At 60.2% G+C, this 9,921-nt stretch carries 7 protein-coding genes, 6 pseudogenes and 1 riboswitch; of the genes and pseudogenes, 8 read left to right on the forward strand and 5 right to left on the reverse strand.

The genetic code is table 11. The features are described from left to right. The 4 genes and pseudogenes from groEL to NKH91_RS32060 all read left to right on the forward strand — a co-directional run. Positions 1 to 179, forward strand: a pseudogene (groEL, locus tag NKH91_RS32045) (chaperonin GroEL); the annotation flags it as partial. Between the two features lie 167 nt (positions 180 to 346). Next, positions 347 to 622: pseudogene (locus NKH91_RS32050) on the forward strand (ABC transporter permease); the annotation flags it as partial. Further along, the gene (locus NKH91_RS32055) at positions 619 to 777 is read left to right on the forward strand and encodes a hypothetical protein (RefSeq protein ID WP_352492851.1); all 159 of its coding nucleotides are present in this window, start codon (positions 619 to 621) and stop codon (positions 775 to 777) included. The pseudogene NKH91_RS32050 and the gene NKH91_RS32055, both read left to right, overlap by 4 nt. A 225-nt stretch (positions 778 to 1,002) precedes the next feature. Next, positions 1,003 to 2,085 carry an HPP family protein gene (locus NKH91_RS32060; protein ID WP_352885385.1) on the forward strand — a complete coding sequence of 361 codons (1,083 nt, stop codon included), beginning with the start codon at positions 1,003 to 1,005 and terminating at the stop codon, positions 2,083 to 2,085. A 116-nt stretch (positions 2,086 to 2,201) separates the two neighbouring features. Here the strand turns inward: NKH91_RS32060 and NKH91_RS32065 are convergent, their stop codons facing one another. The 3 genes and pseudogenes from NKH91_RS32065 to NKH91_RS32075 form a co-directional block, all read right to left on the reverse strand. After that, positions 2,202 to 2,354 carry a cold-shock protein gene (locus NKH91_RS32065; protein WP_352885386.1) on the reverse strand — a complete coding sequence of 51 codons (153 nt, stop codon included), beginning with the start codon at positions 2,352 to 2,354 and terminating at the stop codon, positions 2,202 to 2,204. Further along, positions 2,303 to 2,800: a cold-shock protein gene (locus NKH91_RS32070; RefSeq protein ID WP_352885327.1), complete on the reverse strand. Its 498-nt coding sequence runs from the start codon at positions 2,798 to 2,800 to the stop codon at positions 2,303 to 2,305. The genes NKH91_RS32065 and NKH91_RS32070 overlap by 52 nt, the downstream gene beginning before the upstream one ends. A gap of 279 nt (positions 2,801 to 3,079) precedes the next feature. Then, positions 3,080 to 3,235: pseudogene (locus NKH91_RS32075) on the reverse strand (3-methyl-2-oxobutanoate hydroxymethyltransferase); the annotation flags it as partial. Positions 3,236 to 3,438: 203 nt separating this feature from the next. Here NKH91_RS32075 and NKH91_RS32080 point away from each other — a divergent pair. Beyond that, entirely contained in the window at positions 3,439 to 4,401 is a 963-nt protein-coding gene (locus NKH91_RS32080; RefSeq protein WP_352469024.1) for an NUDIX hydrolase, read from the forward strand. A 4-nt stretch (positions 4,402 to 4,405) separates the two neighbouring features. Here NKH91_RS32080 and NKH91_RS32085 read toward each other — a convergent pair. Continuing rightward, positions 4,406 to 4,747: pseudogene (locus NKH91_RS32085) on the reverse strand (transposase); the annotation flags it as partial. Here NKH91_RS32085 and NKH91_RS32090 point away from each other — a divergent pair. Further along, positions 4,744 to 4,971 (forward strand): annotated as a pseudogene (locus NKH91_RS32090) (PIN domain-containing protein); the annotation flags it as partial. The pseudogenes NKH91_RS32085 and NKH91_RS32090 overlap by 4 nt on opposite strands. Before the next feature lie 227 nt (positions 4,972 to 5,198). Here NKH91_RS32090 and hemN read toward each other — a convergent pair. Further along, the gene (hemN, locus tag NKH91_RS32095; RefSeq protein WP_352469023.1) at positions 5,199 to 6,539 is read right to left on the reverse strand and encodes an oxygen-independent coproporphyrinogen III oxidase; all 1,341 of its coding nucleotides are present in this window, start codon (positions 6,537 to 6,539) and stop codon (positions 5,199 to 5,201) included. Positions 6,540 to 7,587: 1,048 nt separating this feature from the next. Here hemN and NKH91_RS32100 point away from each other — a divergent pair. Together NKH91_RS32100 and NKH91_RS32105 are read left to right on the forward strand one after the other, a co-directional pair. Beyond that, positions 7,588 to 8,745 (forward strand): porin, encoded by a 1,158-nt coding sequence (locus NKH91_RS32100; protein ID WP_352818847.1) that lies wholly within the window; start codon positions 7,588 to 7,590, stop codon positions 8,743 to 8,745. Positions 8,746 to 9,278: 533 nt separating this feature from the next. Then, positions 9,279 to 9,395, forward strand: a riboswitch (TPP riboswitch). Positions 9,396 to 9,498: 103 nt separating this feature from the next. Next, positions 9,499 to 9,921, forward strand: a pseudogene (locus tag NKH91_RS32105) (phosphomethylpyrimidine synthase ThiC); the annotation flags it as partial.

Here is a 9,921-nt window from a genome sequence, read left to right on the forward strand (position 1 = left end):
TCGTCGATCCGGTCAAGGTTGTGCGCACGGCTCTGCAGGACGCGGCCTCGGTCGCCGGCCTGCTGGTCACCACCGAAGCCATGATCGCGGAGGCTCCGAAGAAGGAGTCGGTTGGCGGCGGCATGCCGGCTGGTATGCCCGGCGGTGGCATGGGCGGCATGGGCGGTATGGATTTCTAATCCAGCCCTCTATCAACCTACAGCGGAAAGGGCGGCAGCAATGCCGCCCTTTTTTGTGTGCCGAGCATGATCGACAGCTTTAGACGTGCAAGTCCTCTACCCAGCCTGATGGCAGCGAAGCGCAACGGCGTCGTCGTGAGACGGGGTCTGGCCGTGTCCTTTCGTTCAGCCGCTGGTCGAAACTCGTGCTGCCTTCCGCCGTGCCGTCGATCTTTACAGGGCTGCGAGAAGGCCTTGCCAACGGCTGGCAGACCCTGGTTGCGGTAGAACTCATCGCATCGTTCGAAAGGCTCCGATACCTGATCGCCTATGGTCGTCAGCTCTTTCAATTGGAACTCGTTCTTTCGGCCATGATCGTGGTCGGCCTGACCGGATTGGGACCCACGGCCTGCTCACGCTTGCCTAAAACCATCTGCAACGCTGGCGTCCGGAGACCCAGATGAGCCTGATCACGATTACAGGTCTGGATAGGCTGTCGCACGGCGCTTCCATCGCACCGCCGCCCTTCCGCTTCATCGGCCGACATCTGCGGCCGCTTGCGGAGCCGATGGCGCTGCTCGCGATTTTGGGAGTTGCTCGCCCATGCCGGCGCTGCTGACCCACGTTTCTACCGCGGCTGGAAGAGGTGGCGGCCGCGGCATTGGATCAGCGTGCCGTCCGCCTCCTCTGGCTGATCAAAATGTCTGCACCCATTTGGCAATGGCCGCTTCGCGCAAAAGTTTTCCCCCGTGAGCCGACTTTCCGAATTGGCTTAACTTCCAAATCTGTGGCTTTGCCTGCATTGCGGAGCGCGGAGTTCCGACCACTCGCCCAAGGGTATGCCATGGCGTTTCGTCTCTTTGTTCCGATCCTTGCCGGTGCAACGCTGCGCGAGCGGCTGCTCGCCTGCATCGGGGCCATGATCGGCATCGCATTGACTGGCGTGATCAGTGCGCTGGCGAACGGGTCTGGCCCACATGTCGCACTGCTGGTTGCTCCAATGGGAGCATCGGCCGTGCTGCTCTTTGCCGTGCCTTCAAGCCCGCTGGCGCAACCTTGGTCAATTATCGGTGGCAATACGATTTCGGCGCTGGTCGGGGTGATCGTGGCGCATTTCGTGCATGAACCCGTCCTTGCTACCGGTATTGCGGTGGCGCTGGCGATCGCCACCATGTCGTTCACGCGCTGCCTGCATCCGCCGGGTGGCGCCGCCGCCTTAACTGCGGTGTTCGGCGGACCGGCCGTCTTCAGCTCGGGCTTGCTGTTTCCCTTCGTTCCGGTAGCGCTGAACTCGATCGTGCTGGTCGCACTCGGCTACGGCATCCATAAACTGTCGCGGCGCAACTATCCGCATGTGGCGGCTCCCGCCCTTAAAAGCGCGCATGGAACCATCGATCCGCCGGCGCGGGAGCGGGTCGGCTTCCAGCCCGAGGATATCGATGCCGCGCTCGGCGCGCTGGAGGAAACCTTCGATATCGACCGCAACGATCTTGAGCGGCTGCTACGGCAGGTCGAGTTGCAGGCGATGGTGCGCTCCCACCGGACCCTGCTGTGCGAGGACATCATGTCGCGCGATGTGATTTCGGTCGATGAACATGCGCCTGCCGACCAGGCGCGTCACTTGCTGCTCGATCACAACATCCGGACGCTGCCGGTGACCGACGCCGAGGGCGGGCTGGTCGGTGTAGTTGGCCTGCGCGAGCTGACGAAGGCGACCGACGCGGTGAGGGCTGTGATGTCGAAGGCTGGCACCGCCTCTCCCGATACGCCGGCCATGAGCCTGCTGCCGGTGCTCACCGACGGCCGCAGCCATGCCGTGGTCATCGTCGATGCCGAGCGACGCATTATTGGGCTGATCACCCAGACCGACCTGCTGGCAGCGGCAGCGCGCGAGCACATGGCGGACACAACGCTGGCAGCGGCATAAAATAGGGATCCGGACTTGCTCAATCCGGGAACCCGATGGGGCGCCAATAGGATAGCAGTATGGCGGCCGCCCGACGCTCTCCGGCATCTCCTTCGAGGCGAGCAATGCATCGCCGTCTAGGCAAGGCGAATGCTCCGGACTTCCCAGCCTTTCTTGCCTTGCCCGCCTTCGACAAACACCTTCTGTCCCGCCACCAGCACGCTGAGCCCTGAGCGCGTCAGGGCGCTGGCATGAACGAAGACGTCCTTCTCACCGTTGTCAGGAGCAATGAAGCCGCAGCCCTTTTCGGGTTTGTACCACTTGACCGTGCCCCGCTCTCCAGCTGCGCACCGGTTTCAACGAAGGTCCCTCCAGCGACGCGCGTATGTGACGGAGTTTTCGAGCGGTGGTCGCCGATCTCCAGCACCTGCGCGACTTGATGACCTTTTGGACTTTTTTCGACCGTGATCTTGAGAGGCGTCCCCACGGCAACATCCCGGCTTCCGGCCGCCTCTAACACTCGCACGTGCAGATAGGCCTCCGTGCCGTCCGACAGTTTGACGAAGCCAAAACCCTTGCTGACTGTGAACCACAATACCTCCGCATCGACAGGATCTGCCGTCACGGGCGGCGGGCGCTGAAAATAGCTTGGCTCGGAAGTCCGTTCCGAAAAGGAAACGGGGTCATCGTCATAGCGATGCCAGCGTGGCTCGCGATGGTCTCGATATTTGCCCATGATCATCTCGAGTGGCATGGATGGCGCACTGCGCTACCGTCAAGATAATCTCAATCGGGCGACGCGTTTATGTCAAAAAGGCCGTGAAGGCCGCAGCTGTGCCCGGCCTATCGGCCGAACCCTTTGAAACTAGGTTCATTTCCCCTGAAACAATAGTGCCGGCGAGTCGATTTACTGACTCGCATAGGTTGTGTTGGAGTGCGAGTGCGATGATGCTGGCGCGGGCGCACTGCAAGGGCTTTATCAGGCATTGCGGAAAGCCTGCTCCGGGTTTCTTCAAACCGAACCGAACGGCGGGTCGACGACCATTTGCGCCGGCTCCAGGAGCGCAGGCCTGACCGTGCATGATCATCATCTCCAGCGTCACGCCCAGCGTCGACGCCAAACTGTGGAGAACCATGCCGCGCTGTCGCCGACGAGAACAACGTCGGAATGTCGTCGACGAGCTTTGAATCGGCGCACTCAATGGGCCTCCTTCCCCAAGCACGGATGTCGCGTTGGCACTTTTTGTGCAGCTGCGAAGAGCTAAAATCGCCACGACAGGTGGTGTTGACGCGCCGACAATTATCAGACAAAAACGGAATTCAATCGGTTCAGCCGCCTACGCGGCAGGGCTCTGCTCAACGACGTCGGGGACCATGGACGATCGCGCAAAAGGGATTAGGAAAGGCGGAGCTGGAGGCAAGGCCAACGACGTCAATGCGGACTTGATCGCCGTTGTGGTCGCCATGGACAGCAGCGCCCCCTGCGTTCTGACCATCCCGCAGGCAAACGCCCTGCCCTCCGGCCCGTTCGAGCTTGCTCACCGTTCGCTGCAGTCGGGCCTCAGGGGATGGGTGGAACAACAGACCGGCCAGCCGCTCGGCTATATCGAACAGCTCTACACCTTCGCCGATCGCGACAGGGTTGGCGCTGACGACCGCGTGGTCTCTATCAGCTATCTGGCGCTCACACACCAAGACGAAGCTGGCGACCCGGCCGGGCGACACTGGGGAAGCTGGTACGACTATTTCCCGTGGGAGGATCACCGCTCCGGCACACCGGCGGTCGTGTTGGACGAATTGCGGCCGCGCCTGATGGAATGGGCGGATGGCACTGACGACGGTACGACACGCCTCGACCGACGACGGCGGGCGGCGATCGCCTTCGGCTTTGACGACCGCCATTGGAACGAGGAACTCGCGCTTCAACGTTATGAGCTGCTCTACGAAGCCGCCCTGGTGGAGGAAGCAATACGCGCCGGACATTCCGCTGCGCCCACCTCGGTCTCGGGCAGATCGATGATCGCCGATCATCGTCGCATCCTGGCGACCGGCATTGCGCGGCTGCGCTCCAAGATCAAATACCGGCCGGTCGTATTCGAACTGATGCCGCCGGTCTTCACGCTTTTGCAGCTGCAGCGCACCGTGGAGGCGCTTGCCGGCAGGCTCGTACGAAAGCCGAACTTTCGCCGGCTAATCGAGCAGCAGGAGCTGGTCGAGGAAACCGGTGAGACAACCGCGGAAACCGGCGGCCGGCCGGCGCAACTTTATCGCTTCCGTCACGCCGTTCTCGACGAGAGGGTGATAGCCGGAACAAAATTGCCGCTCTCGCGGGCTTGACCCGCCTTGCGCCAGCAGCCCTGACGATGTCGCGGACGGCTTGGCCCTTGTGAGAACCGGGATTGTCGAGAATGACGATGTCGCCCGGCTTCAGTGTTTTGTTGAGTTCGGTTTCGACATAGACGCGAAAGGCCTGCGTATTGATGGGTCCGTCAATGACCCAAGGCGCCTCCACCCGATCCTGCCGCAGCGCGGTGATGAAGGTCATCGTCTTCCAATGGCCATATGGTGCGTGGGCCATCAGCCGCTTGCCGCGCACACCCCAGCCGCGCAACGGCGCCATGTTGGTCTTGACCCATGTTTCATCCAGGAAGACCAGCCGCGTAGGGTCAATGCGGGTCTGTGTCGATCGCCGAGATCCGGCGCGGCGCTGCCCTCATGGACAAAGGTCGGAAACGTGACGCACTGGCCGAATGGCTCGCCCGGCACCTGCCGCAGCGCTTGGAGTCGAGAGTCCTGCCGGTGGACGAACTGGTTGCCTTGGCCTGGGGCGACCTGACGGGCCTTGCGAAGCGGCGTGGCCGCGGTCTGTCATCGATGGACGGGCTGATCGCAGCCACCGCGATCTCCTGACCCATCACATGGCGGGGATCTTCATGCGCTGACGGCGAAACACCCAGATATCCCGCACCTACCACGATCAATATGGAAACGCCTCGGTGGCAGCCACGAGGTCGATGTCATTGAAGATGAGATGAAATAGGCGGATCAGCTCTGCTTTTCGCATCCTTGACGCGCGCTTCATGACAGGCCTCGGCCAAGGGCCTCGAGTTTAGCTTCCGGTTGGATGCTTGCCCTCACCTGGGGCTATGCTTACGGCCATCCCGATCGAGAAAAGCATCGAACGCGGCAGCGACAGCACGAATCACAAAGCGATGCTCCCGCCGTACGCGGACAAAACCGTTTTCGAAGTCCACTATCCCGTCCTCGGCCAGCATCGCCAAGCGTTCAGCTGAATCGAGAAGACGGATCGGATCAGATCCGTGGGCGGCACAGATTGCCTGCACATCGGCCTCGAGATCGCACATTAGTTGCTCGATAATTGCGGCTCGCACGCGGTCGTCGTCGGTGAGGCGATAGCCCTTTGACGTCGCCAGACGGCCAGCTGCGATATGCTGGATGTAGGAATCCCGTGTAACTTCGTTTTGAACGTACCCTTGGCCGATGCGGCCGATAGCCGACGCTCCGAAACCGATCAGGGTTCTGCAGGTGTCGGCCGAGTAGCCCAACGAGTTACGCCGCAGGCGACCGGTTTTCTGTGCCAGCGCGAGCTCGTCGTCCGGCAAGGCGAAATGGTCGAGCCCGATCTCTCGGTAGCCGGCGGCAATCAGCGTCACGGCCACAGCCGCATGCTGTTCAGCGCGGGCAGCGCTGTCCGGCAGAAATTCCTCCTCGATGAGGCGCTGATTCTTTATCTGGGATGGAATGTGCGAGTACCCGAACACCGCAAGCCGGTCGGGGCGCATGGCGACCACCGCCCTCGCTGTCTCGACGCACGATTGCACCGTTTGATGCGGGAGACCAAAGATGAGATCGAAGTTGATGCGGCTCACGCCGTGCCGACGCAGCATTTCCACGGCAGCCGACGTCTGGGCCTCGCTCTGGATCCGGTTGATCGCTTTTTGAACGATTGGATCGAAGCTCTGCACGCCGAGGCTCGCGCGGTTCACGCCGGCCGCTCCTAAGGCCTCGGCCATCTCGACCGTGAACGTGCGTGGATCGATCTCGATGGCGACCGTAGCTGTTTTCGACAGAGCGAAGCGGCGTCGCAGGAACTCTATCAGAGCGAGGAACTCGGGTGGTCCTATGAGAGACGGGGTTCCGCCGCCGAAATGTATGTCGCTCACGGGCAACGTCTGCGGCACTCGCTCCGCAACCAGACGAATCTCTTCACGCAGGGTCGCCAGATAGTTGAGGATCGGCGCATCATGGCGGGTGATGGTGGTGGGAAAGCCGCAATACCAGCACGCTGATCGGCAGAACGGAACGTGCAGATAGAGTGACACCGGACCGTCAGCCGGCAGGTTCTTGAGCCATTCCTCATAAGCCTCGGCGCCGACCGCCCCAGAGAACTCCGACACAGTCGGATAGATAGTGTACCAAGGCAGCCGGGCCTCTCGATATTTCGTGGTCTGCAACAGTTACCGTCCCATGCTGATAACCACCAACCTTACCGCTGCGCTCGCCTGTGTCTTTGCGCTATGTCAGTCCGTTCCGCTTTGGGCTCGAAACTTGTATTTCGCAGCAATAGCGGCCGTTCAATCTTGGCTGGACGGTCAGCGACTGGCCATGGCTGTTCCCGCCGCGACCCTCACGCGTACCGTTTGGTTCCACCATCCCTTCCCTTCAGCCAGCGCCTGGTCGCGTAGATTCTGCTGAGCGGCTGCCGCATCCAACGAGATAACACCGCGTTGGGACCAGACTTTGCTCGCCAGCTAGCGCAGCCCCATGGTGATCTCTGGCATCTCGATGAGCTCGTTTTGTGAATTGCTGGCAAGAAGCATTAGCTGTGGCGCGCCGTCTATCAGGACGAGAGCCTGCTCGACGCGACCGTCAGGTCCGCCGCAATGCCAAGGCTGGCGCGCCTACTGACTCCGTGGTGAAGGCAAGGCTGCGCGTTCAGCGCGTGATTACCGACCATCGCGCTCGCCAAAATGACTGCGTCGTACCGAGCGGCGCCCGCCGCATGATGTCTCAACGTCGGGGCTCACAGCAAACAAAGCTGTCGCCATTGAACGAAACTGTCGCGAAGCGAACAGACGAACCGTAGCCGAAACGTTTGCCGTTCGTGCTTGGATTGATCCGCAAGGCAGAAAGGAAGGAAGAGCCAAGCAAGGTCCGCCGGCACACTTGAGCTTCAAGCCGCAGCTGCGTCGTCAGGATGGCACGTCATTTGCAATAGAAGCCTTTGTGACGGCCCGCCCACAACTAGCGGAGATGACCGGTGATGGTTTGTACAGCAATGTTGAATGGCGTCGTTTCGGAAATAATTATATTTGTAATAACAATTGCATATCTGTAACAATAATACCCAATAGTATTCTCAATTTCTCATGAACATCTGGCATGACGAGAGCATCAAAACTGCTCAAAAATTCACTCAATGCGCATCGTTATCGACTGGTTCCTTAGCAAAAATTCATTCACTGACGTCCATCCCTTTTACTCTTTGAACGGAGATCAACAATGAACATTAGGAGCCTCCTCCTCGGCTCAACTGCGGCACTGATTGCCGTTTCCGACGCTCGCGCCGTGACCGCCGTTGCCGAGCCTGACCCGACTGAGTACGTTAAAATCTGCGACGTTTACGGCTCGGGCTACGTCTACATTTCAGGCACTGAGACCTGCCTGCGCATCGGCGGCTATGTCCGTTACGACATCGGCTTGCGCCATGTCGGATTGTTTGACCACGCAAGAACCTCCGATGTGAGGACTGGTGAGCATCAGGACACATGGCAAAACAACACGCGCTTCACATTGAAAACTTGGACCGGCCAGGAGACCGAACTCGGCACGTTGAAGACCTACACCGAAACCCGCATGAACTTCGGTAACCGCCACACTTCGGTTTCGGACAGTTCTCGGTCCTATGCCTTCAACGGAGACAGCACCTTGACTTTCGCCTGGATTCAGCTTGGTGGCCTCCGAGTTGGTAAGGACTGGTCGGCCTTCGACATGTTTATTGGCGGCGCGGTTGACGTACTCAACCAGACGCCGGTTCCGTACGGCGCTTTCGATACCAATGTGGTTCAGTACTACTTCGACGCCGGGAACGGCTTTTCGGCCGTGGTTTCGCTCGAAGAAGGCTCGGGCGTGGTCGGCACAATCGACAGCTACTCTCCGCACGTAGTCGGCGGCTTGAAATACACACATGGCTGGGGCGCGATCACCGGCGTTGCCGCTTATGATAGCAACTACGAATCGGTGGCCGCCAAGGTCCGTGTCGACATCAATGTCACCAACGAACTGTTGCTGTTCGGAATGCTCGGCTACGGTTCCAACGGCAAGCTCAACGACGACTCCACGAACGCCATCGACGCTCATGGTCGCGGCTTCTATAAGAGTTGGGGTGGGAACTGGGCTTTCTGGGCTGGCGCCACTTACAAGCTCAACGAGACAACTTCGTTCAACCTTCAGCTCTCCGGTGATCAGCTCAAGAACCATGGTGTCGCTGCAAACGTCGCCTATGCGTTTCTTCCAGATTTCACAGTTACGGCGGAACTCGACTATAGCCGCTACGGCAACTTCGCCGTCGGCAAGGTGGACGCTTCCAACGTGAACTGGACCAACGCCAACAAGAAGAGCGGTGTCGCCGGAATCCTGCGTTTCGAACGCTCATTCTAACGCGATTAAAGGGTTGAGTTCCGGTTGAGCGGACCAATCCCGCAACACTCCAACGTCGCATGAAGCTATACGAGATCGGAGCCTCGATCTCGGGGCCGGACGATGTTTCATATCAGATCTGGTCCGGATGATCGCGCAGGCGATATTCATCGCTCGATTATGTGTTTTGATCCGCAGCTCTTTCATTTCCACATCCCTTCCGCCCGCGTGACGGACCCTGCCATCCAGCAGTACCCGGCCGGGTTTTGCGAACTCGAAGGCCCAGTCGGGTGAGGAGGTGTTCAACTTGTTGATCGATTGTGGGGTGTGGCCCGATGCACTTGAAAATCGCAAATGGATCGCCTCCGTTCAGCCATCCCCGCGGAAATTCGGGCGCGAGAGAACAAGCTCCAGAGCATAAGCGAGGCTGATCGAGGAACAGACGATTCTCAGGCAACGCTCCATCCGATCTTGCGCCTGGCCGAGACGATCGCCCGACGATCAGCCGCGGCCAGAACGCGCTTGACAAACCGGAGCCGTCCCGTCCAACCTCACGCATTCACCAGGGGAGTCCCGGCAAGGGGCTGAGATACTGCTGGCTTTCGCGGCGCAGTGACCCGTTGAACCTGATCCAGTTCATACTGGCGTAGGGACGGTGCAAGCGCTTTGCGGGAGTTCACGCCCGAGGTCCTGTTCGAGCAGGTCGACCAAAGCGTCTTTTCATCCTTCCGGCACAGAACTGGGTCTCCAATGCATGAGCAAAGGAGCCTCAAGATGAATGCCCTCACCCCCGCCGTCTCGACGGGCCCACTGCCCGCCTCACGCAAAATCCACAAGCCCGGTGCCATCCACCCGCAGATCAGGGTGCCGATGCGCGAAATCTCCGTCCATCCGACGGCCGGCGAGCCGCCCGTCACCGTCTACGATCCGTCTGGCCCCTATACAGACCCGACTGTCGAAACCAGCATCGAAAAAGGCCTCGCACGGCTTCGCCACGAATGGATTACGGCGCGCGGCGATGTCGAGGCCTATGACGGCCGCCATGTCCGGCCGGAGGACAACGGCTTCGCGACGGGCGAACGGCTGACGCCGGAATTTCCCATTCGCCACCGACCGCTCAGAGCCAAAGCAGGCAAGGCGGTGACGCAGCTTGCCTATGCGCGCGCCGGCATCATCACACCCGAAATGGAGTTCGTC

Origin of the sequence: Mesorhizobium sp. M0894 (assembly GCF_040319725.1) — a bacterium.
Taxonomy (GTDB): Bacteria; Pseudomonadota; Alphaproteobacteria; order Rhizobiales; family Rhizobiaceae; genus Mesorhizobium.